The sequence below is a fragment of the Hypericibacter adhaerens genome (genome assembly GCF_008728835.1).
Lineage (GTDB): Bacteria > Pseudomonadota > Alphaproteobacteria > Dongiales > Dongiaceae > Hypericibacter > Hypericibacter adhaerens.
Genome location: NZ_CP042582.1, coordinates 5,407,767 through 5,428,818 on the forward strand (window position 1 = coordinate 5,407,767; position 21,052 = coordinate 5,428,818).

16 protein-coding genes are annotated in these 21,052 nt (G+C 68.4%); 4 read left to right on the forward strand and 12 right to left on the reverse strand.

The window, feature by feature from the left end; genetic code table 11:
- Nucleotides 1–43: 43 nt before the first annotated feature.
- A complete protein-coding gene (pip, locus tag FRZ61_RS24195; RefSeq protein ID WP_151120194.1) occupies nucleotides 44–994 on the reverse strand; it encodes a prolyl aminopeptidase in 951 nt (316 codons plus the stop codon).
- A 133-nt stretch (nucleotides 995–1,127) separates the two neighbouring features.
- Here pip and FRZ61_RS24200 point away from each other — a divergent pair, with 133 nt between their 5' ends.
- From FRZ61_RS24200 to FRZ61_RS24210, 3 genes are read left to right on the forward strand one after another with little or no spacing between them, the layout of a single operon-like run.
- Entirely contained in the window at nucleotides 1,128–1,883 is a 756-nt protein-coding gene (locus FRZ61_RS24200; RefSeq protein WP_225308984.1) for a thermonuclease family protein, read from the forward strand.
- Nucleotides 1,880–3,364 carry a M48 family metalloprotease gene (locus FRZ61_RS24205; protein ID WP_151120198.1) on the forward strand — a complete coding sequence of 495 codons (1,485 nt, stop codon included), beginning with the start codon at nucleotides 1,880–1,882 and terminating at the stop codon, nucleotides 3,362–3,364. The genes FRZ61_RS24200 and FRZ61_RS24205 overlap by 4 nt, the downstream gene beginning before the upstream one ends.
- Nucleotides 3,354–5,258: an adenylate/guanylate cyclase domain-containing protein gene (locus FRZ61_RS24210; RefSeq protein WP_151120199.1), complete on the forward strand. Its 1,905-nt coding sequence runs from the start codon at nucleotides 3,354–3,356 to the stop codon at nucleotides 5,256–5,258. Before FRZ61_RS24205 ends, FRZ61_RS24210 begins: the two co-directional genes overlap by 11 nt.
- 47 nt (nucleotides 5,259–5,305) lie before the next feature.
- Here the strand turns inward: FRZ61_RS24210 and FRZ61_RS24215 are convergent, their stop codons facing one another.
- The 9 genes from FRZ61_RS24215 to FRZ61_RS24255 all read right to left on the reverse strand — a co-directional run bounded on the left by FRZ61_RS24215 (nucleotide 5,306) and on the right by FRZ61_RS24255 (nucleotide 17,182).
- Entirely contained in the window at nucleotides 5,306–7,291 is a 1,986-nt protein-coding gene (locus FRZ61_RS24215) for an oxidoreductase (protein WP_151120201.1), read from the reverse strand.
- Between the two features lie 61 nt (nucleotides 7,292–7,352).
- A complete protein-coding gene (locus FRZ61_RS24220; protein WP_151120202.1) occupies nucleotides 7,353–8,153 on the reverse strand; it encodes a hypothetical protein in 801 nt (266 codons plus the stop codon).
- Between the two features lie 155 nt (nucleotides 8,154–8,308).
- On the reverse strand, nucleotides 8,309–8,827 hold the full coding sequence (locus FRZ61_RS26735) for a CarD family transcriptional regulator (protein WP_407657952.1): 519 nt from the start codon (nucleotides 8,825–8,827) through the stop codon (nucleotides 8,309–8,311).
- Nucleotides 8,828–9,449: 622 nt separating this feature from the next.
- Nucleotides 9,450–9,785, reverse strand: coding sequence for a ferredoxin FdxA (gene fdxA / locus FRZ61_RS24230; protein WP_151120204.1), 336 nt, complete (start codon nucleotides 9,783–9,785; stop codon nucleotides 9,450–9,452).
- 21 nt (nucleotides 9,786–9,806) lie between these two features.
- Nucleotides 9,807–10,421 carry a tellurite resistance TerB family protein gene (locus FRZ61_RS24235; RefSeq protein ID WP_151120205.1) on the reverse strand — a complete coding sequence of 205 codons (615 nt, stop codon included), beginning with the start codon at nucleotides 10,419–10,421 and terminating at the stop codon, nucleotides 9,807–9,809.
- Nucleotides 10,411–10,884 (reverse strand): RNA-binding S4 domain-containing protein, encoded by a 474-nt coding sequence (locus tag FRZ61_RS24240; protein WP_151120206.1) that lies wholly within the window; start codon nucleotides 10,882–10,884, stop codon nucleotides 10,411–10,413. Before FRZ61_RS24240 ends, FRZ61_RS24235 begins: the two co-directional genes overlap by 11 nt.
- Nucleotides 10,885–10,894: 10 nt before the next feature.
- Nucleotides 10,895–13,522 carry a helicase-related protein gene (locus tag FRZ61_RS24245; protein ID WP_151120207.1) on the reverse strand — a complete coding sequence of 876 codons (2,628 nt, stop codon included), beginning with the start codon at nucleotides 13,520–13,522 and terminating at the stop codon, nucleotides 10,895–10,897.
- A gap of 94 nt (nucleotides 13,523–13,616) precedes the next feature.
- Nucleotides 13,617–14,558 carry a DUF2167 domain-containing protein gene (locus tag FRZ61_RS24250; protein WP_191909190.1) on the reverse strand — a complete coding sequence of 314 codons (942 nt, stop codon included), beginning with the start codon at nucleotides 14,556–14,558 and terminating at the stop codon, nucleotides 13,617–13,619.
- A 74-nt stretch (nucleotides 14,559–14,632) separates the two neighbouring features.
- A complete protein-coding gene (locus FRZ61_RS24255) occupies nucleotides 14,633–17,182 on the reverse strand; it encodes a glycoside hydrolase family 99-like domain-containing protein (protein ID WP_151120209.1) in 2,550 nt (849 codons plus the stop codon).
- 173 nt (nucleotides 17,183–17,355) lie between these two features.
- Here FRZ61_RS24255 and htpG point away from each other — a divergent pair, with 173 nt between their 5' ends.
- Complete coding sequence (htpG, locus tag FRZ61_RS24260; protein ID WP_151120210.1) at nucleotides 17,356–19,254, forward strand: molecular chaperone HtpG; 1,899 nt, start codon at nucleotides 17,356–17,358, stop codon at nucleotides 19,252–19,254.
- Between the two features lie 136 nt (nucleotides 19,255–19,390).
- Here htpG and FRZ61_RS24265 read toward each other — a convergent pair whose 3' ends face one another.
- Nucleotides 19,391–20,161 carry a DUF1223 domain-containing protein gene (locus tag FRZ61_RS24265; protein WP_151120211.1) on the reverse strand — a complete coding sequence of 257 codons (771 nt, stop codon included), beginning with the start codon at nucleotides 20,159–20,161 and terminating at the stop codon, nucleotides 19,391–19,393.
- A gap of 98 nt (nucleotides 20,162–20,259) precedes the next feature.
- The gene (locus FRZ61_RS24270) at nucleotides 20,260–21,030 is read right to left on the reverse strand and encodes a class I SAM-dependent methyltransferase (protein ID WP_151120212.1); all 771 of its coding nucleotides are present in this window, start codon (nucleotides 21,028–21,030) and stop codon (nucleotides 20,260–20,262) included.
- Nucleotides 21,031–21,052: the final 22 nt, after the last annotated feature.

The following is a 21,052-nucleotide window of genomic DNA, read 5'->3' on the forward strand; positions in this document are numbered from 1 at the left end:
GTTTTCCCTCCTGACGCGCGCGGCGACGGTTCGCGTCGCCGCGTTACTTGATGCTGCGGAAGCGGTCCATCGCCGAGACGAGGTTGGCGCGGATGCCCGGCTCCATCGCCGAATGGCCGGCATCGGGCACGATGACGTATTCCGCCTCCGGCCAGGCGCGCCGCAGGTCGTCGGCCGTGTCGGGCGGGCAGACGAGATCGTAGCGTCCCTGCACCACCACCGCCGGGATCTGGCGGATGCGGCCGATATTGTCGAGCAGGAAATTGTCGGGCAGGAAGATGTCGTGCGAAAAATAGTGCGCTTCCATGCGCGCGATACCGAGCGCCACCACGTCGCTCGCGAAGGCTTCGACCGTCTCGGGGCTCGGCAGCAGCGTGCAGCTGCGCGCCTCGTAGACCGACCATTTCCTCGCCGCCGGCATATAGATCTCCGGATTGGGATCGGTCAGCCGCTTGTAATAGGCGCGCAGCAGGTCGTGGCGCTCGGAGGCCGGGATATGCTCGGCGAAATCGCGCCAGGCCTCGGGCATGAAGTGGCGGATGCCATAGAGGAACCAGTCGATCTCGCTGCGCCGGCAGAGGAAGATGCCGCGCAGGCAGAGGCTCATGACGCGGTCGGCATGGTGCTCGGCATAGGCGATGGCGAGCGTCGAGCCCCAGGAGCCGCCGAACACATGCCAGCGCTGGATCTTCAGATGCTGGCGCAGCCGCTCGATGTCGGCGACGAGCTGGGGCGTGTTGTTGTCCTGGATCTCGCCCAGCGGCTTGGAGCGTCCGGCGCCGCGCTGGTCGAAGATCACGACGCGATAATGCGCCGGATCGAAGAAGCGCCGGTGCGCGGGGCTGGCGCCGGCACCCGGGCCGCCATGCAGGAAGACCACGGGCACGCCCTTGGGGTTGCCCGATTGCTCCCAATAGATCTGGTGCGGACCGCCCACGGCCAGCATGCCGGTGTCATAAGGGTCGATCTGCGGATAGAATGCGCCGTCAGCCATGCAACCTGTCCCTCGGACATTTCTCAAATGGTTCCGCCGGGTGAATGACCCGGCGGCGGCGCCCACTATATCAGGGCAGGCCCGCCTGACAGCCCCCTTCGGTGCCGCGCTTGTCGCGCTGATCGGATGGCTCGTGATCACGCCGGCCTGGGCCGAGGGCCCGGCGCTGCCGGAAGCCGGCCTGACCGCGCTCGGGCAGAGTCCTGTCGTTTCCGTCATCGATGGCGACACGCTCAAGCTCGCGGATGGGCGCGAGGTGCGGCTGGTGGGCATCCAGGCCCCAAAATTGCCGCTGGGCCGGCCGAACTTCCCGACCTGGCCGCTGGCCGAGGAGGCGAAGGCGGCGCTCGAGCGTCTGGCGCAGGGGCGAACCCTCAAGCTCTTCGCCGGCGGCACGGCAACCGACCGCTATGGCCGCACGCTGGCGCAGCTCGAGCGCGAGGACGGGCTCTGGATCCAGGCGGCCATGATCCGGTCGGGCATGGCGCGCGCCTACAGCTTTCCCGACAACCGGGCGCTGGCAACGGATCTCTTGGGGTATGAGCGCGAGGCGCGGGCGGCCGGGCGCGGCATCTGGAGCGATCCCTATTACCGCGTGCGCAAGCCCACGGAACTCGGCGACGCCACCGACAGTTTCCAGCTGGTCGAGGGCCGCGTGGTGAGCGCCGCCAAGCCGCAATCGCGCCTCTATCTCAACTTCGGCACCGACTGGAAGACCGACTTCACGGTCGCCATCGACGCCAAGGCGCTCAGGCTGTTCAAGGCCGACGGTCTCGATCCCCTGACCTGGGAAGGGCATCGCCTGCGCGTCCGCGGCTGGATAAAATCCTTCAACGGCCCCCTGATCGACGTGACGCACCCCGAACAGATCGAGGTCCTCGAGGAATGACCCTCTTTCTCGGAAATCCGGCCCTCCGCCGTCTGGCTGCCGCCGCCCTTCTCCTCGCCGGATCGCTCCTGGCCGGTTGCACCACCAATCCCGCCACCGGCGAATCCAGCTTCACCGGCTTCATGTCGACCTCCGAGGAGAACAAGATCGGGGCGCAGAGCCACCCGGAGATCCTCAAGGAGTTCGGCGGCGCCTACGGCACGCCCCAGCTCCAGGCCTATATCCAGAATCTCGGCACCAGCCTTGCGGCCAATTCCGAGCGCAAGGACGTCAAATACACCTTCACGGTGCTGAACTCGCCCATTGTCAACGCCTTCGCGGTGCCGGGCGGCTATATCTACATCACGCGCGGCCTGCTGGCGCTCGCCAACAACGAGGCCGAGGTGGCGGGCGTGCTGTCGCACGAGATCGGCCATATCACCGCCCGCCATTCGGCGCAGCGCTACAGCCAGGGCATGCTGGCGCAGATCGGCCTGGTGGGCTTGAGCATCCTCACCGGCGGCACGGGGCTCAGCGATCTTGCCGGCTATGGCGCCCAGGCCTGGCTGCAGAGCTATTCGCGCGACCAGGAGTTCCAGGCCGACGAGCTCGGCGTGCGCTATATCTCGCGCGCGAGCTACGACCCGCAGGCGATGGCCTCCTTCCTGCAGAGCCTCGAGGACGACGCCAAGCTCGAGGCGACGATCGAGGGCCATCCCGAGACCGCCGACCAGTTCAACATCATGCAGACCCACCCGCGCACGACCGACCGCGTCCAGCGCGCGATCGCCGAGGCCAAGGCGACCACCCCCGTCCCCAGCCCCAGGCTGGAGCGCGACGCCTATCTGCAGCAGATCGACGGCATCATCTATGGCGACGACCCTTCGCAGGGCGTCACCCGCGGCCGGCATTTCTCGCATCCCGATCTGCGCCTCGCTTTCGATGCGCCGGCGGGCTTCCAGCTCGCCAACGGCAGCGACGCGGTCCAGGGGCTGGGGCCGAACAACCAGGCCCTGGTCTTCGATGGCGGGCGCGTCAGCGGCGCCGGCGGCATGGCCGACTATATCCAGAACAGCTGGGCCAAGAGCATCAGGCTGCAGAGCCTCGAAAGCACGACCATCAACGGCATGGAAGCCGCCACGGCGACCGCGTCGGGCAACACCAGCCAGGGCCAGGTCTTCGTGCGGCTGGTGGCGATCCGCTACGATGCCGGCACGATCTACCGCTTCATCTATCTCTGCCCGGTGAGCGTCGCCGCGTCGGCCGATGCGGGCTTCCGCCAGTCGGCTGCGAGCTTCCGCAAGCTCTCCGCTGCCGAGGCGGCGGAGATCAAGCCGCTGCGGGTGCGTCTCGTCACGGTGAAGCCCGGCGACACCGTATCCTCCCTCGCCAGGCAGATGGCTTTCGAGGATTATCAGGAGCAGCGGTTCCGGGTGCTGAACGGCCTGACCGCCGGTCAGGGCCTTACCGCGGGCCAGCACGTGAAGCTGATTGTCGAGTAGCACGATCACCACAACCGACGAGCCCGTCGCAGCGTCCGCGCCGCCCCTGCCGGCGGCGGCATCCCTGCCGGCCGTCGCCGCTCCGAAGGCGCGGCGGGCGCGCTGGCGGCCCTCGATCCTGCTGGTGCTGATGCTGGGCTTCGGCGGCCTCACCGCCGCCGCCGCGGGCACGCTTACCTTCATCGGCTACGATCTCGCCAAGCGCAACACCTACGAATTGATCGCCCTCGTCTCCCGATCCTCGGCGAGCGAGCGCCTCACGGCCTTCCATGCCGCGTTCGATCCGGCCGAGAATGCGGTCCGCTATCTCGGCGGCGCCATCGGGCGCGACGAGCTGGATCCGCAGAACCCGCGAATCGCGAGCATCATGGAAGGCATCGTGGCCGCCGCGCCGCAGCTGGGGTTTGTCGCGTTCGTCCAGCCCGATCTGACGCTGGTCGGCGCGGGACGGGTTCTCTCCGGCCTGCAGACGAGCCGGCACAACGTGCAGGGCTGGCCGGAGCTGCGCCTGATCCTGCGCGAGGGCGAGAGCGAGAACGGCATCGTCTGGCATGGGGCTATCTACGTGCCCACGCTCCATGACAGCTTCTTCATCGCTTCCTGGCCGGTGAACCGCGACCAGCACTATCTCGGCATGGTCATCGCCGGCGTGCCGCTGACGGCGCTCTCCGGCGCCTCGACCCCCGGCCTTGCGCCGGGAACGGTGGATTTCGTCCTGCGCGGAAAAGGCGAGGTGCTGGCCCATCCGTCGCTGCTCGGCGGCACGCGCGGCCTGTCGGCGGAGCATCCGATCCCCTCCACCGGCGATATCGGCGATCCGGTTCTCGAGGCCTTCGAGAACGGCGGGACCTCGCCCCTTCCCGCGGCCCAGGCCTTTGCCGATCTCTTCGGCGCCACCGTCTCGGTGGAAAGCGGGCGCTATATCGTTCTCTACCAGTCGGTCACCGGCTATGACAGCGTTCCCTGGCGGGTCGGCCGCTACTTTCCGGAAGCGCAGGCCACCGTGGTCCTCAATAGGCTGACCTATGCCATCCTCGCCGGCATCATCGTGCTGGCCGTGACCCTGCTCTTCGCCTTCGGCCTCGCCCGCATCATGTCGCGCGGCATCGGCCGGCTGGCCTCGGCGGCGCATCGCATCGCCCGGCTCGATTTCGAGGGCGCGCAGGCGCTCCCCGGCAGCATGCTGGCCGAACTGGACCGCGCGGCCAACGCCTTCAACGCCATGCGCGCCGGCCTGCTCTGGTTCAACCTTTATGTGCCGCGCGCGCTGGTGAGCCGGCTGATGCGCGCCGGCGACACCAAGGGGCTGACACCCGTCGATCGCGAATTGACCGTGATGTTCACGGATATCGTCGGATTCTCGTCGATCGGCCAGCGCCTCACGCCGCCGCGCCTCGCCGCCTTCCTCAACCGCCATTTCGGCATGCTGGCGGAGGCGATCGAGGCGGAACATGGCACCGTCGACAAATATATCGGCGATTCCGTGATGGCGTTCTGGGGCGCGCCGGCCGACGACCCCGATCACGCGCTGCATGCCTGCCGGGCCGCCCTTGCCATCGCGCTCAAGGTCAAGACCGACAACGACCGGCGCCGGCGCAAGAAGCTCAACCCGGTGCGGTTGCGCATCGGCGTCAATACCGGCATGGCCGTCGCCGGCAATATCGGCGCGCCGGGTCGCGTCAACTACACGCTGATCGGCGATGCGGTGAACACCGCCCAGCGCATCGAGCAGGCGGGCCACGAGGTCGATGACGGCAGCGACACCATCATCCTGGTCAGCGCCGCGACAGCCGCGAAACTACCGCCCGAGATCGAGCGCCATGTCGTGGGCGCGCATGTCCTCAAGGGCATGAGCGGCGAGCATGTGCTGTTCCGGCTGATCCTGCGGGAGTGACGGTTCCTGCCCTCTCCCCCCATCTTCGTGAGGGAGAGGAGGAATCATCAAAGCGCCCGCCCGAGCTTGCGTCCCTCGTAGATCGCGGCGGCAGCGTGACGCGGCGCGAGGCCGTCGCCGATCGCATGGCATTCGAGGCCCGATCCCCCGAGCGCCCGGGCGAGGCCATTCTCGGAGACATTGGCAGTGGCCAGCACCAGCGTGTCGAAGGGCAGCCATCTCGAGCCGCCGGCGAGGAGATCGAGGATCGTGGCGCCGTCGCCATGCCATTCGCCGACCGCGGCGTCGGTGATGAACTCGACGCCCGCGCCGCGCAGCCGCTTGCGCATCGGGTACTCGCTGCCGGTGCGCGAGATCTCCCGCCCCACCATCGAATCCGGCGTCAGGAGCGTGACCTGGTGACCCTGTTCCGCCATCGCCCAGGCGGTGCCGGCGCCGCGCCAGTTGCCGCTGTCGTCAAGCAGGAGAATCCGCTCGCCCAGCCGCGCGGCGCGGCCCATGACGTCCTCGACCGCGAACACGTTGGGCTTCTCGACGCCGGGCAGGCGCTCGACCGTCGGCAGGGCGCGCTGATAGCCGTTGCGCGCCGGCTGGGAGCCCGTCGCCAGCACCACCGCGTCGGCGCCGAACGCCTTGACCTCCGCCTCGTCGATCGGGCTGTTGAGCCGGATCTCGACCTGCAGCTTCTCGAGCTGGCCCTCGTACCAGCCGAGGAGATCCAGGATCTGCGCGCGGCGCGGCTGCATTCCGGCGAGACGGAACTGACCCCCGAGTTTGTCGGCCGCCTCGACCAGCGTCACGCGATGACCGCGCTCGGCCGCGGCGCGGGCCGCCTCGAGGCCGGCAGGCCCGCCGCCCACCACCAGGACGCGGCGCGGCTTCGCGGCCGGCGTGAAGCGGTCCCCGCCCCACTGGAACTCGCGCCCCGCCGAGGGATTGATCAGGCAGGAGATCCAATAGTCGCGCGAGCGCCGGCCCCAGCACATCTGGTTGCAGGAGATGCAAGGACGGATGTCGGCGGCGCGGCCCTCGCGCGCCTTGTTGGCGAGATGCGGATCGGCGATCTGGCCGCGCACGATCGAGACCATGTCCGCCTGGCCCGAAGCGATCACGTAATCCGCGTTCTCCGGCGTGCGGATATGGCTCTCGGCCTGGACCTTGACCGTCTTCACCGCCTGGCGGATCGCCTCGGCGAAGGGCGGGCCCATCTTGTCCTCGTAGAGGAAAGCCGGGATGATCCGCGTATGGTCGAAATAGCTGCCGGTGCCGACGGTGACATAGTCATAAAGGCCCCGCGCGTCGTGCCAGGCGGCGATCGCCTGCTGGTCGGCGACCGAGAGCACATCGGGCCGCGAGGGATCGACGCTGATCGCCATGCCGATCACGAAATCGGGGCCCGCATATTTCCGGATCCGGTCGAGCACGGCCGCCGAGAAGGCCATCCGCTTCTCGAAGTTGCCGCCGAAGCGGTCCTCGCGCCGGTTGCTGAAGGGCGACCAGAACTGCTCGATGAGGGCGTTGTAGGCCGCCATCAGCTCGCAACCGTCGAAGCCCGCGTCCCGGGCACGGCGCGCGGCCTGGCCGAAGCCCTCGACCAGCTCCTCGATCTCGGATTCGCTGACCGCGTGGCTGCCGTCGGAATCATGCATCGAGGGCAGGCCCGAGGGCGACCAGTTGGCCTCGAAGGAGTTGTCCCAGTCGCCATGGGCGCCGACATGGTAGATCTGCTGGATCATCACCGTGCCGAATGCGTGGCAGGCGTCGGTGATGCGCCGGAAATGCGGGATCACGGCGTCGTCGCCCTGGCGGAAATTGCCGCGGGTCAGCACGCCGGTGCGGTGCGGCGGCACCGGCTCGACCACGATCATGGCGGCCCCGCCCCGGGCGCGTTCGCTGTAATAGCCCAGATGCCGGTCCACCGGCAGGCCGCCCTCGCTCATGTTCGCGGTATGGGCGCCGAAATTGAGCCGGTGCTTGAGGGTCTTGCTGCCGACCTTCACCGGCGTGAAGAGATTCGGAAAGGTTTGGGTCATCGAGGTCTCTCCCAGGTGCTTGCCGCTTCTATGGCGGCCAACACGACCACGAATGTTTCGATCAGGCCTCGATCATATCCACCAGCTCGCCGGCAAGATCGAAGCAACCGGCCAGCAGCGGCCCGCCGAAGCCGGCGCCCCCGTCGACTGTCGCGGTGAATCGGTCGATCTTCAGGCCGCCATGGCCGCGGTCATAGCCCCGCACCACGCGGCGGAAACCGCCATAGGGCTTCTCGAGCCGGACGAAGGCCGAGGAGCCCCACCAGAGCGCATCGGCCTGGGCGGAGAGCGGACGCTCGGGATCGATCCCGGCGGAGACGAAGAGCAGCGTTTCGTCGGCGGTATAGGCGGCGCGTCGCAGCGCACTCATCAGCGCATAATGGCCCCCGGCCGCCTGCATCGCGCCGCGCATCTGGTTGGCCCAGCGCGTGATGCTGAGCGCGCCGTCGCGCGCGGCCGCCACGGCCTGCTGCGGGTCGCCGCCATAGGCCTTGAGGGTCGCTTCCACGCCGTTCTGCAGCATCCAGCCCAGGACCTCGCGCGGGTTGGGCGCGAACTGGAGCTGCAGCAGCTTCTGCCACATCTCTTCCTGGCCGCCGCGCAGGTAGGCGACATCGGAGGCGAACATGCGGGGCGCCGCGATCAGGATGCGCCGGAACCGCAGCAGCTCGTCGAGCGTCTCGCGGATCTGCGCGCCGTGGCCCAGATAGTTGCCGAGATAGGCCAGCCGGTCGCCCGGTATGAAACGCTCGACCAGCGCCTCGTGCACGCGCCGCAGGCGATCGGCCTCGCCATGGATCGAGGCGACCGCCCAAACCCGGCGGCCCGCCTTCAGAACGGCGAATTTCTCGCTGGCCTTCAACGCCCTTCTTGCCTCTCCCCGGGCCCCTCGCCGTCGTCGACGATCGCGAACGGTCCGATGCAATTCGGGCATAAAGATGACAACGCCCGCGTTCGCTCCGCCAATGAAATCGGTCGGGCGAACGCGGGCGAGTTTAGGCAGGCTTCAGCGGAGGCTCAAGCAGCCTTCAGCAGCTGCTCCAGGCGCTGGGTCGCGGACTGCTCGTCGATGTCCTCGACCGCGGCGAGCTCGCGCACCAGACGGTCGAGCGCCGCCTGGTAGATCTGGCGCTCGCTGTAAGACTGATCGGGCTGATCGGCATTGCGATGCAGATCGCGCACCACCTCGGCGATCGAGACCGGATCGCCGGAGTTGATCTTCGCCTCGTACTCCTGCGCGCGGCGGCTCCACATGGTCCGCTTCACGCGCGAGCGGCCCTTCAGCGTCTGCAGCGCCGTGTCCATCACCTTGCGGCTCGACAGGCGGCGCAGACCGGAGTTGCGCGCCTTCGAGACCGGCACGCGCAGGGTCATCCTGTCCTTCTCGAAATGGACCGTGATGACCTGCAGGCTATGGCCGGAGATCTCCTGGCTCTCGATGCCCAGCACCTTGCCGACGCCATGGGTCGGATAGACCACATGGTCGCCCGCGCGGAAGGTGACATCCTCGAGCGGCTTGTGCGGCTTGGCCGGCACCGGCTTCACCAGCACGGGCTTCACCGGCGCCGCCGGCTTCGCGGCCGGGGCGGTCGCCACCGGCTTGGCCGGCGGCTGCACGGTCTTGGCGGCGGCGGCCGGATGGGCCGGCTTCGCCGGCGCGTGGGCGGGATGCGCCGGATGGGCAGATTTCGCGACCGGCTTTGCCGCCGCCTTCGGCGCTTCCTTGGGCTTGTGAGTTTTCGCCGGCGCGGGCTTCGCCGCCGGCTTCTTCTTCGCCGTCACAGGCTTGGCCTTGGCCGCGGCGCTCTTTGCTGCCGTCTTGCCCGCCGGCGCCTTCGCCGGCGCAGCCTTGGGTTTCGTACGTGTGGTCATCGTCTTTTCCGTTCCTCTCTGCGGCCGCCGGCAGGCGCACGGCGCCCGCCGCAGCATTGCGGCGCTGCGCTCCGACCACCCAGCCATTGATTCGGGGTCGGGTGCCGCGAACACCCGCCATCTGCCTGGCACTCCCATCGGACCTGGAGGCCGGCCGCCATGTTTCGGAAATATAACGGAAAATGTCGCTTGATTCAACTCACGGGCTGTGGCAGCCGAGAGCACAAATCAGGAACGACCCGGAGAGCCTCTCCGGCATCTGACAAATCCGAGAGGAATCAAACCCTTATCCCTTGTCGGGATTGGGGCTGAAATATTTGTCGAACTTGCCGTCCACGCCTTTGAACTGGTCGGCGTCGGCCGGGGCCTCGCCCTTCCGGGTGATGTTCGGCCATTGTTCCGCATACTGGCGGTTGAGCTCGATCCACTTTTCCAGGCCCTGCTCCGTATCGGGCAGGATGGCATCGGCGGGGCATTCCGGCTCGCAGACGCCGCAATCGATGCACTCGTCCGGATGGATCACGAGCATGTTCTCGCCGGCATAGAAGCAGTCCACCGGGCACACCTCGACGCAATCCATATACTTGCATCGGATGCAGGCTTCGGTGACGACGTAGGTCATCTCAGGCGACTCCAGTTGCGATCAATGGTCGGTGGCGAGGACGCCGCGCGGGGAGCCCGGGCCTTTGCGGCCCTCGTCCTGCAGACGCGCCAGCACGCGTTTGCGCGCGGCGCCGTTCTCCGCATCGGACAGGTCGAAGAGGCCGGCCAGGCGCCGCATCAGGTTGTCCTCATAGGGATCGAGACGCCCGTCGGCATAGATCACTTCCCACAGCATCTCAATCAGTTTCACCCGTTCCTCGGGTGTGGTGCCGTTCTTGACCTGCTGGGTGAAGGCGAAGAAGCGGTTACCCGTCTCCGCCGAAGCGAGCGCCCGGTCGAGCTCGGCACGGGCGGCCTCGGCGGTCAAACCGAAGCGCTGTCCCAAGCGTCGCTCGATCACCTGCCGTTCGGCCGGATCGACGCGCTGATCCATGCGCGCCGCTTCGGCCAGCAACATCGTCACGGCGAAGACGAGATCCTCGTCCTGCGGCGACGGTTGCTTCGGGTCCAGGCCCGCCAGCAATGCCTTGATGCGGCTGATCACGGGCTTGCCTAGCACGCCCCTCGGAGCAGGCGCAACCCTGGGCAAGTTGAGGATTTTGCGGTCAATTGCCGCGATCCGGCGTGGAGAATCGAGGCCGGCATCAACCCTCATCCTCCTGCAGGCGATCCAGCGCGCGGCGCTCCCGTTTCGTGGGTCGCCCGCTCCCGGGCGCGCGCGTGCCAGGACCCGGTTCCTGGCTGATGCGGGACTGGGGCGGGGTCAGGTCCTGATAGAGGGTGCGCGCCTCGGGCGCCGGTCCCCGCCGCTCGCCAAGCTTCAAAATCCGGATCACGCGCACCTGGCCCGCCAGCGCAAAGGTCAGCACATCGCCCGGCCGCACCGTCTGGCTGGGCTTGGCGACGAGGGTGGGGGCGACGAGGGTGGGGGCGACGAGGGTGGGAACGCCGGCCGCAAGCGCACCGCCCTCGACCTGACTGGCGGGGGCGAGACGGATCTGGCCGGCAACGCAGAGCTTGCTCGCCAGGCTCCGGCTCTTGCAGAACCGCGCCTGCCAGAGCCATTTGTCGAGGCGCAGCGACGGGGCCTCGGGAGCGGACGGAACCGGGGCGGTCATGTTCGGGCGTTCAGCGCCCGGCGCGCAAGCGCCGGCGCAGCGAGCTCAGGGCGGCGAAGGGCGAATGCGGATCGACCGGTCCCGCGCCCTGCTTGCGCCGGCGGCGGGCCGGCTTCTTGGTCGCAGCCGCGGGCTTGGGGCCGGGCAGGGCAGGCTGGTCCTCGTTGGCGGCCTTCGGCGGGGCGCTCTCCGGTGGTGCCGCGTGCTGCGCCTTGTCGCGCGACCGGTTCGCTCCCGGCGGGCGGCGCTTCGACTGGAAGTTCATCTCGGACCCCTGCCCCTTCTGCCGGTAGCCCAGCGCGCGCAAGAGGCCGGGCACCGCGGCCTCGTCGCAGGCCACCAGTGCCCGGAGCGGCTCGGTCACGACGAAGGCCCCCTGGCGCCCCAGCTGATGCGCGGCCCGCGCGAAGCGATCGAGCGCATCCGAGCGCACCGCGAGGCCGGCGATCCGGCAATAGCCCAGCGCCAGGCAGAAGCCCTCGGCCTGATCCGCGGTCGGCACGAAGCTCAAAGGCCGGCCCGCGGGCAGGGACGGCAAGGGCCGCTCCGCGCGGATCGCCCAGAGCTGGGTCGCGAGCCGGGCGCTCTTGCCATTGCCGATGCCGCGATACCACAGGCTCTGGCTGCCGAACTCGATGCCGAGCCGTCCCAGCGCCTGCCGGTCGGCGGGCGTCAGCGCGGCGAGCTCGGTCTCGGCGCCGCGGCGCGCCAGCAGGCCCAGGCTCTCCGAGAGCTGGAAGGCGATGCCGCGCGCGGGTCCTTTGAGGTCCGCCTCGGTCAGCGCGACCAGGGGGCCGAGCCGGGCGCGGATCAGCCGTTCCGCCCAGGCCACCAGCCGGCGGCGCACCCGCTCGCGCTGCGGCCCGTCGAGATAGTCGCTGGCGAAGACCTCGATGCGCGGCTTGAGCGCGCGCTCGCCCGCGACGAGGCGGGCCACCGGCCGTTCCTGCCAGAGGATGCGCGCCTCGTCGGTCAGGCGGAACTCGCTGTCCTCCGCCTGCTCGAAGCGCTTGAGCCGGCCGGGCATCTCGCGCAGCAGCGCACGGCGCGCGGCGGTATGGAGATGGCGCGCCTCCTCGCCCTTGAGCCCGCCATCGGCATGGAACTCGAAGCCTTCGAGCCGGCCCACCACATGGCCCTCGACCACGACCTCGCCGCTGCGGGTCAAGGCGCTCATCAGCTCGCCGCCTTCCTTCATGCGGCGCACCAGCGTCGCATGGCGGTGATCGACGAAGCGGCTGGTGAGCGACTGATGCAGGGCGTCCGACAGCCGGTCCTCGACCGCGCGGGTGCGCTCCTGCCAATGGGCGGGATCGGCCAGCCAGTCGCCGCGATGGGCGATATAGGTCCAGGTGCGGATATGGGCGATGCGCTGCGTCAAAAGGTCGATATCGCCATCGACCCGGTCGATGCGCTGGATCTGCTCGGCGACCCAGTCGGGCGGCAGCTTCTCGGTGGGGCCGGTGAGATGGCGGAAGATCTGGCCCAGCAGGCGCGTATGCGCGTCCGACAGGATCTTGCGGAAATCCGGGATCTGGCAGATCTCCCAGAGCAGGCGGATGCGCGGCGCCGATTTCGCCAGCGCCTCGATCTCGGGCTCGCGCGACAGCGCCAGCAGCGACTGATGATCGTCGGCATCGCGCGTGCGCATGAGGCAGGGCTCGGGCGGCCGCGCCTCGAGGCTCTTGAGCAGGAAACCCAGGCTGCGGAAATCGAGGTCCGGGTTGCGCCATTGCAGCGTCTTCAGCGGATCGAAGCGGTGGTTCTCGACCGCCTCGACGATCTCGGTCTCGATCACGCCCGCCTCGGCCGTGGTGCCGAAGCTGCCGTCGCTCATATGGCGGCCGGCGCGGCCCGCGATCTGCGCGATCTCGGGCGCGGTCAGGCGCCGGGGCCCGCGCCCGTCGAACTTCACCAGCCGCGCGAAGGCGACATGGTCGAGATCCATGTTGAGGCCCATGCCGATCGCGTCGGTCGCGACCAGGAAATCGACGGCGCCCGATTGGAAGAGCTCGACCTGGGCGTTGCGCGTGCGCGGGCTCAAGGCCCCCATCACCACGGCGGTGCCGCCGCGCTGGCGGCGCACCAGCTCGGCCAGCGCATAGACCTCGGCGACCGAGAAGGCGACCACGGCGCTGCGCGGCGGCAGGCGCGTCAGCTTCTTCGGCCCCGTATAGGAGAGCGTCGAGAAGCGCGGCCGGGAGATGTATTCGGCCTCCGGGACCAGCATGCGGATCAGGGGCCGGATGGTGTCCGAGCCCAGCAGCATCGTCTCCTCGAGCCCGCGCGCGGAGAGCAGGCGATCCGTGAAGACATGGCCGCGCTCGGGATCGCCCGCGAGCTGGATCTCGTCGATGGCGATGAAATCGGTCGGCCGGTCGAGCGGCATGGATTCGACCGTGCAGATGAAATAGCTCGCGCGCGGCGGGACGATCTTCTCCTCGCCGGTGACGAGGGCCACCGCCTGGTCGCCCTTGATCTTGCGGATGCGGTCGTAGTTCTCGCGCGCCAGGAGGCGCAAGGGGAAGCCGATCATGCCGGTGCGATGGCCCAGCATGCGCTCGACCGCGAGATAGGTCTTGCCCGTGTTGGTGGGGCCGAGAACCGCCGTGACGCGCGAGGACGCGAAGTCGCTCATGCACCAAGAATCGGGTCTCGGGGCCCGATTCGCAAGCCGGTCGGGATGACGGATTTACGCCGTCGGGCGCTCTTCCCAGGCCCCGTCGACCGGTTCAGCCGGCCGCGGGCGGCGGCCCGGCGGGCGGTGGGGGTGCGGAGGGCGGCAAAGCCGCGGCCTTGCGTCGCGACCGCATGATGATGGCCCCGGCGGCCACGACGATCGCGGCCGCCACGGCCAGGATCTTCTTGCCGAACACCAGGATCCCGCCCAGCAGGGCCAGCAGGAATCCCTTGCCGAACTTCACCCCCAGGATCGAGGCGACCAGCGCGCCCACGCCGTAGCCGGCCAGCTTGTCGCCCTCGACATAATCGCTGTAGCGATAGCCGGTGTCGTAGTCGTGAATGGCCATCACCGAGGCCAGGCTGTTGCTGGAGCCGGTGAAGGCCTTTTCCTCGCCGACCCAGATCACATAGTGATAGCCGTTGCGCGCCAGCCGCACGGCGGTCGCGTTGATCCAGTGACTCATGGCGTTGCTGAGCGACGTCGCCCAATAGGCCGTGTGGGTGGCGGTGTCGAAACGCGGCGGCTCCTTCCAGCCATCGACGATCATATAGCTGAGACCCTGGCGGGCACGCTCGCTGTTGGCCTTGAGCTCGGCCTCCTGCATCTGCTTCAGGAAGCTGTCGGCATCGACCTCCGACCAGTCGTCATCCTTGACGTAGCCGACCGCGTCGAAAACGAAATAGACCGCGGTGTGATCGGCATCGTGGAAGACGATCGCCTCGGTGTTGGAGGCATCGAGCCCGTTGGTCAGCGTATCGTAGCGGGCGGCATCGGCCCCCAGCAGAAGGTAATAGCCGTCGGGCAGATCGATATGGCTGTGCGAGGCGGCGAGCTGATAATGCCCGGCCGCCGAGATCCAGTTGAGTTTCTCGATTTCGGCCTGGCGCTGCTCGTCCGTCAGGACGTTCGAACCGTCGGCCAGCGCCGATGGCGAGAAAGACAGCAGCAGGGCGAGCATCGCAAAGGCGATGCGGGCCGCGGCGGCAGACATGCACATCCCCCCAGACAATGTCGGCGGCTGGCGCAGTCAAACATTACGGAAAATACAGGTTGGAGACAGTCTAATCAATCGCGCCGGTCCGGCGCTCCGCCCCAGCTGAGGCGGCCCGCCCCGGCGAGCGCCCGGCGGGTTGCCTCGAGATAGCCCCGCCCGTTGCGGGTATCGGGCTCGAGCATCGTGCCCTCGCCCCATTCGTTCCAGGCATTGATGAAGATGAGCGATTCCGGGCTTGCCCGCCGCCGCTCCTGTTCCAGCAGCCCGGTCAGCCACCGGCCGTAGGTCTCGGGGGTGGCGCCGTGGAAGATGCCGCCGCCCACGCCGCGCCGGGGGGTGTTGTCCCAGCCCATCATCAAGCCCCGGTGGATCAGGCCGCGCGCCGCCGTGAAACCCGGCGCCGCCGGGTCGATGGACAGGGAATCCTCGATGACGGCGGCATAGTCATGGATGGTCCCGCGGAAGGCGGGGTTGAGCTGGGCGACCGGCATGTTCGTCGCGGCGGGCGGGGTCCGGTGCGGCGGAAACTCGATCACCGCATCGAAGCCTTCGACCTTGGTGTCGGCGATGTCCCAGAACCGCACCACGCAGAGATGGATCTCGCCGATGCCGGCCTGCCGGCAGGCCTTGCGCCAGATCGCGATCGTCTCGGCCAGATCGGGAATCGTCTTGGAGCGATAGATCACCAGGACCGGGCGCCCCTCGTAGCGGATGTAACGGGGGTCGCGCAGATAGGGGATGATCTCGTCGATGAAGGCCTGCGCGAAGCCGGGGCCGTAATTCTGCGGGACGAGAATCTCCTGATCGAGACCGTCCCAGCGCCGCGTCCAGTTCTCGTTGGCCCAGCAGATGCAGAACGGGAAATCCGGGCGTCCGCTCTTGAGCATCTGCTGGATCGGCGTCTCGAGCAGCCGGCGCGGATGGAACCAGTAATAGTGATAGCAGAAGCCGTGGATGCCGTAGGCGGAGGCGAGCTTCGCCTGCGCCTCCCGCACCTCGGGCAGCCGCAGGTCGTAGAAGCCGAGATCGGCGGGCAGCCGCGGCTGGTGATGGCCCTCGAACATCGGGCGCGCCCGCGCCACGCTGTTCCATTCGGTGAAGCCGCGCCCCCACCAGAGATCGTTCTCGGGGATCGGATGGAACTGCGGCAGATAGAAGGCGATCGTCTTGACGAGGTGGCCGCTCTCGGTCGTGAGGATCGTATGGAGCGGCGAGACGGGCAGCGGCGCCGCGGCGATCTCGTCGGCCTCGCGCACGGCAAAGCCGGCATGAGCCGCCGCCAGCACGAACAGACGCTCGAGCGCGTGCGCCAGCGTGCCGTCGATCTGGTTCTGCTCCGGCTCGAAATCGGCGAGCCCCAGCTTCAGGGACTTCAAAGGTTCCAGCGCCGCGGGCCGGCACCAGAACATGGAGCCGGCGAAGAAATCGAGACGGACCTCGTCTTCGGCCAGCCCCGCCCGGGCCGCCAGCTTGCGCACGCGTTCCTCGTTGCTGCCCCAGCGGTTGTCCCGATCGTGGACGCGCAAGCCCGCCGGTCCGATCAGGCCGGTGCCGGGATTGGCGTCGAGCCAGGCGACCAGATGCCCGACCGTGCCGGAACCGCCCAGCAGGTTGCCCAAAAGATCGTGCCGCCATTCGTTGCCGTCGAGGCGGTGCGGGCTCTTCTTGCCGTGGATCTTGCAGACATAGTCGTAGCGGTCGAGCCGTCCCGATCCCAGCAGCATCAGGAACGGCCCGACGTCGCGGCCGCGATTCTGCACCGCGACGATCTGGGCCAGCGGGAAGAGCGGCGCGATCATCGCCTCCGCTTCGGGCCGCCGCGCCTCGGGCACCGAAACGATGAGGTCGAACGGTTCCTGGATCGCCTGCAGCTGGCGGCCGATCTCGGGCCAGAGGTCGAGATAATAGAGATGCAGCACCACGGCGATCCGCGGCAGGCTGCGGGTCGAGAGGGGAATCGCGAAGGGCGGCCGGTCCGCGCCCAGGGCGCCCGGGGCCGGGCTGCCGGCGGCGGGGTCCCGCGATGAATGAGACGCCGGCGCCTGCGGCAACCGCCCCTCGGCCTTGCCGACGAGGATGTAGTGCAGCAGCGGATTCATCCGGCTGGCGCGGACGTCGGGATAAGCGTCGAGATAATGGAAAGTCGAGAACGCGGCGCTGGGATCGCGGCCTTCCTTGGCGCCGAAGCGAAGATAATGCGCGAGCGGATCGGCGCCGGCCTCGGCGACGTCCGGATAGGCGCGCCGATAATAGGCGCCGTCGAACAGGCCCGAGGCCTCGATGGCCTGCCGGTCCTGTCGCAGATGCCCCTGGAACAGCCCGCCGCGGCCCAGCCGGCGCCAGACGCGCTTCAGCAGCCGTTCCACGAAGATCTCGAGGCGCACCAGCCGGGCCTGCTTGAGGCGGCGCAGCTGCTCGCGCAGCATCAGGGATTCGGCGAGCGCCGAGCGCTCCTGGAGTCTCAGATCCTCGATCTCCTGCCGCAGGCGCTTGACGGTCTGGGCCAGGTCCTTGCCGGCCTCCGTCGGCCCGACGGCGGGGTCGGGCGAGGCCCCGGGGGCACCGGGATTTTCCAAGCCACGGGGCGGCGTCGGGGCCGCCGGCAGGGTTCGAGAATCCATTGTCCTGGACCTGGTCTCGATCAAAGCCGGCTTCGGGCCCCGGCCAGCAGGGGTGGAAAGGCTCTATCAGCCTCTTGATGGCATCTTATGGATAGCACATATCTGCCCCCGTCCAAGCCGACGCTTGGCGCGGACCCTGACCACACCCTGAAGGAACCAGCCCAGGAACGGCCATGCTCAAGGAAGAAAGCCAGACCGCCGCCGAGGGCCGCCACGGCTTCCAGGCCGAGGTCGGCCGCCTGCTCGATATCGTCGCCCATTCGCTCTATAGCGAGCGCGCCGTCTTCCTGCGCGAGCTGATCTCCAACGCCGCCGACGCCTGCGACAAGCTGCGCTATCTCTCCCTGACCCATCCCGACCTGATCGCCGGCGACCCGGAGCTCAAGGTCGTGATCCGCGCCGACGCCCAGGCCGGTACCCTCACCATCGCCGACAACGGGATCGGCATGAACCGCGAGGACCTGGTCGAGAATCTGGGCACGATCGCGCGTTCGGGCACCGCCGCCTTCCTGAAGCAGGCGACCGGCGACGCGGCCAAGGACCTGGCGCTGATCGGCCAGTTCGGCGTGGGCTTCTATGCCGCCTTCATGGTGGCCGACAAGGTCGAGGTGCTGAGCCGCAAGGCCGGCGAGACGGGAAGCTGGCGCTGGCGCTCGGACGGCAAGGGCGAGTTCGAGGTGACGGCGGCCGAGCGCGAGAAGCGCGGCAGCGACGTGATCCTCCATCTCAAGCCCGACGCCAGGGAGTTCCTCGAGCGCGACCGCCTCAAGAAGATCGTCACCAAATATTCCGACCATATCCCGCTGCCGATCTTCCTCGCGGACGACGGCAAGGGGGGCGGCAAGGAGGAGCGTCTCAACGAGGCCTCGGCGCTCTGGATGAAGCCCAAATCGGAGATCACCGAGCAGGGCTATGCCGAGTTCTACCGCCACAGCGCGCACGCCTTCGACAAGCCCTGGATGACGCTGCACTTCAAGGTCGAGGGCGTGCTCGAATATGCGGGCCTCCTGTTCGTGCCCTCGGCGCAGCCCTTCGATCTCTTCGATCCTGACCGCAAGAACCGCCTCAAGCTCTATGTGAAGCGCGTCTTCATCACCGATTCCTGCGACGAGCTGGTGCCGCCCTATCTGCGCTTCCTGCGCGGCGTGGTCGATTCCGCGGACCTGCCGCTCAACATCAGCCGCGAGATGCTGCAGCACAATCCGGTGCTGGCGAAGATGCGCGCCGGCATCACCAAGCGCGTGCTGGGCGAGCTGGAGAAGCGCGCCAAGGACGAACCGGAGTCCTACGCCGATTTCTGGAACCAGTTCGGCGCGGTGCTCAAGGAAGGGCTCTATGAGCAGAACGACCAGGGCGACGCGCTCCTGTCGCTGGCGCGGTTCCGCTCGACCGCCTCGGACAGGCTGGTCTCGCTGGCCGATTATCTCGGCCGCATGAAGCCGGGCCAGGAGGCGATCTACTACATCACCGGCGGGAGCCTCGAGGCCGCGAACCGCAGCCCGCATCTGGAGGGCTTCCGCGCGCGCGACGTCGAGGTGCTGCTGCTCACCGACCCGATCGACGAGTTCTGGGTGCCGGCGGTCGGCGCCTACAAGGAGAAGCCGCTGCGCTCGGTCACGCGCGGCAGCGCCGAGCTCGACAAGATCGCAGGCACAGACGCGGAGAAAAAGCCCGCGCCGCCGGCGCCCGAGGGCATCGACGGGTTGATCGCGCTCTTCAAGCTCGCGCTCAAGGACGCGGTCAAGGATGTGCGCGTCTCGCAGCGCCTGACCGAGAGCACCGCCTGCCTGGTGGCGGAGGATGGCGATCTCGACATCAATCTCGAGCGGCTGCTGCGCCAGCATAAGCGGCTCGAGACCGGCGCCAAGCGGGTGCTGGAGATCAACCCGCGATGCCAGCTCGTGGGCGCGCTGACCAAGCGCCTCAAGGCCAAGGGCAATGCCGAGGAGATCGGCGAGGCCGCCTGGCTCATCCTCGACCAGGCCCGCATCCTCCAGGGCGAAACCCTCGAGGATCCCACCGCCTTCGCCCGCCGCCAGAGCGCGATGATGAAGAAGGCGCTGGAGAGTTGACGATAGGGGTGCCTTCGGCGCCCCTATCGTCATCCCCGCAACAGCGGGGATCCATCCTGACAGAACACGCCGGGCTGATCGATGGATCCCCGCTGTCGCGGGGATGACGACAAGTATACGGAGCGCAGGACAGCGCCTACGGCGCAGCGCCTTGCGGCAGCGCCATCTTCATCGCCGAGGCGCCGAGGATGGGGCCGACCTCGCCCTGCTGGACGATGACGGCGCAGGCTTCGTAATCGTCATCCGCATCGTCGATCACGATGGGGAAGCGCGTCTTCTGGCCGCTCCATTTCCCGATCGGCCGCCATTCGCGCACGATGTTGAACTCGGTGAGCGTGGTGCCGGCATTCTCGCCCCGCTGCACCGGCGTCTCGTGCTTGCCGTCATAGAGCGCGACATAGACGGTGGCGATGCCGCCCTCGGGCTTCGGCCCGTCGCCCACCTCGACCCAATCCTTGCCCGCCTCGTCGCGCCAGAAAGCGATCGGCAGCTTGGTCCGCGCGCGCGCCTCGGTGATCAGGCTCTCGACCTTGCCGCGATCGGAGCCGACCGATTCCGCGACGCCGTCGATGATCATCTGCGGCGTGTAGACCATGCGGTCGTGCATGACATGGACGTAGGCGCGCTGGCGCTGCGTGGCCGCCGGGCTCGCGAACTTGTCCTTCCAGCCGATATAGTCCCAGTAGTCGACATGGAGCGCCAAGGGCAGGATGTCCCGGCGCTTGGCCAGCTCGCCCAGATAGCTGTCGGCCGGCGGGCAGGAGCTGCAGCCTTGCGAGGTGTAGAGCTCGACCACGACGGGATTGTCCGTGGTGATCGGCTGGATCTTCTCGGCCGTGTCGGCGGCGGAGCTCGTCACCAGGATGATCGCCAGAACCGCACCGAGGATCGGCCTGCTCAGTGTCATGGTTTGGGCCCTTCCACCCCCTCTTACTAAGAGCCAAAGCCCTTCACCTGCCAATCAACTTGCGGTGAAAGCGGGCTTCCGCCGGCTTTAAGTCCGCTTTAACCGACCCGCTGCAGCAGATGGAGCTCGCAGACATAGGGGAACTCGACGCTGCCGCTGGCCAGGATCTCCGGATGATCGGCCATGAGCCGGTCGACCTGCGCGCGCACCGCCGCCTGCTCGGCCGGCGCCATGGCGGCGATGAAGCTGGTGGAGAGGACGCGGTCATAGACCCCGGAGCGCGGCATGCGGTGATGGAACTCGTGCCGGCTCTGCCGCACCAGCCGGAAGCGCGGATCCCCGAGCACCTGCCGCCAGGCCCCGGTCGCATAACGCCTTGTGCCGCCCGCATGGTGATCGAACAACTGGGTCAGCGCCGCGACCCAGGGCACCCGCTCGTCGCGGAGGTTCCAGATCAACGCCAGATGGCCGCCCGGCGCCAGCACGCGGTGGATCTCCGCCGCGGCCGGCTCATAGTCGAACCAGTGGAAGGACTGGGCGCAGCAGACGAGATCGACCGCGCCATCGGCGAGCGGGATCGCCTCGGCCGTTCCGTCGAGCAGCCCGACCGGCAGATCGAGCGCCGCGAGCCGCGCCGCCATCTCGCGCACCGGCTCGACCGCATAGAGGCGCGGCGCGGGGCCGCCTGTCCGGGCTGCAACATGCGCCGCCAGAACCCGGGTGAACTTTCCGGTTCCGGCACCGAGGTCGAGCACGGCCCTGGCGCCCGCCAGCGGCAGATCCCCGAGCAAGGCCTCCGGATACTCGGGACGGCCGGTTTCGTATTCCGCCGCCCGGTTGGCAAAACCCTTCGCTGCCGTTGCAATCATGTTGCGTGAATTCCTCGCGACC

Coding starts and splice junctions, on each gene's coding strand:
- fdxA (WP_151120204.1), bottom strand. CDS start 9,785: ATGACCTACGTCGTCACCGAAGCCTGCATCCGATGCAAGTATATGGAT.
- pip (WP_151120194.1), bottom strand. CDS start 994: ATGGCTGACGGCGCATTCTATCCGCAGATCGACCCTTATGACACCGGC.
- FRZ61_RS24215 (WP_151120201.1), bottom strand. CDS start 7,291: ATGACCCAAACCTTTCCGAATCTCTTCACGCCGGTGAAGGTCGGCAGC.
- FRZ61_RS24255 (WP_151120209.1), bottom strand. CDS start 17,182: ATGGATTCTCGAACCCTGCCGGCGGCCCCGACGCCGCCCCGTGGCTTG.
- FRZ61_RS24235 (WP_151120205.1), bottom strand. CDS start 10,421: ATGAGGGTTGATGCCGGCCTCGATTCTCCACGCCGGATCGCGGCAATT.
- FRZ61_RS24250 (WP_191909190.1), bottom strand. CDS start 14,558: ATGTCTGCCGCCGCGGCCCGCATCGCCTTTGCGATGCTCGCCCTGCTG.
- htpG (WP_151120210.1), top strand. CDS start 17,356: ATGCTCAAGGAAGAAAGCCAGACCGCCGCCGAGGGCCGCCACGGCTTC.
- FRZ61_RS24240 (WP_151120206.1), bottom strand. CDS start 10,884: ATGACCGCCCCGGTTCCGTCCGCTCCCGAGGCCCCGTCGCTGCGCCTC.
- FRZ61_RS24205 (WP_151120198.1), top strand. CDS start 1,880: ATGACCCTCTTTCTCGGAAATCCGGCCCTCCGCCGTCTGGCTGCCGCC.
- FRZ61_RS24245 (WP_151120207.1), bottom strand. CDS start 13,522: ATGAGCGACTTCGCGTCCTCGCGCGTCACGGCGGTTCTCGGCCCCACC.
- FRZ61_RS24270 (WP_151120212.1), bottom strand. CDS start 21,030: ATGATTGCAACGGCAGCGAAGGGTTTTGCCAACCGGGCGGCGGAATAC.
- FRZ61_RS24265 (WP_151120211.1), bottom strand. CDS start 20,161: ATGACACTGAGCAGGCCGATCCTCGGTGCGGTTCTGGCGATCATCCTG.